The organism is Sutterella massiliensis, assembly GCF_016899755.1.
GTDB lineage: Bacteria > Pseudomonadota > Gammaproteobacteria > Burkholderiales > Burkholderiaceae_F > Sutterella > Sutterella massiliensis.
On the sequence record NZ_JACJJC010000201.1, the window covers coordinates 1 to 643 of the forward strand.

Annotated in this window: 2 pseudogenes; one reads left to right on the top strand and one right to left on the bottom strand. The window is 52.9% G+C overall.

Annotated elements, in window-relative coordinates:
- Positions 1–76 precede the first annotated feature (76 nt).
- A pseudogene (locus H6A60_RS14070) lies at positions 77–223 on the bottom strand (Y-family DNA polymerase); the annotation flags it as partial.
- A 216-nt stretch (positions 224–439) separates the two neighbouring features.
- On the opposite strand from H6A60_RS14070, the pseudogene H6A60_RS12160 reads away from it, so the two are divergent.
- Positions 440–643: pseudogene (locus tag H6A60_RS12160) on the top strand (hypothetical protein); the annotation flags it as partial.

Consider the following 643-nt stretch of genomic DNA (forward strand, 5'->3'; position numbering starts at 1 on the left):
CCTGAGCACGCGTGCACGAACTGTCTGCGCGAATTCAGTGAGTTTCTCGGGCTCGTCGTCGACGATACCGGTGATGTCACAAAAACTCGTCGATCGAATAGGACTCCATGTGCGGTACCATATCCGCAACGGTTCGCTGAAAATGGCCGGACATCGACTGATAGAGCTCATAATTGGACGAAAGCACTGCAACGCCGTTGGCATTGCATAGGACGCGGACCTTGAAATTACGGCATACCGCGCTTAAGGCCTAAGGACTTCGCCTCCTTCAAAACCAAGCAATTTGCACCTGGTGCCGGAAATCACCCGCCGGAAATCGCGGGCCGTCAAGAATTCCTCAATTTTGCTCTGACGTCATGCGGTCGCTTGCAGCGAGGCAGAGCCGATCGTCCCATGATGCTGCTTGGTCTTCTCGGGACCGGAAAAACTGTTCTGCTCTATGAGATCGGAAGACAAGCCAAAGAAAGAGGCTTTGTCGTTTCAAAATAGAATCACTCTCAAGGATGTTCAGTCTGCTTATGCCGAAACCATCCATGCGTTGGATAAAGGCTTTTTCCGGGTTCGGCTCGACAGGTTGGCGCCGCAGGAAATTTCCCTCGTAGAAGCCATGGCCTCACTTAGCGCCGGACCATACAGACTCGGA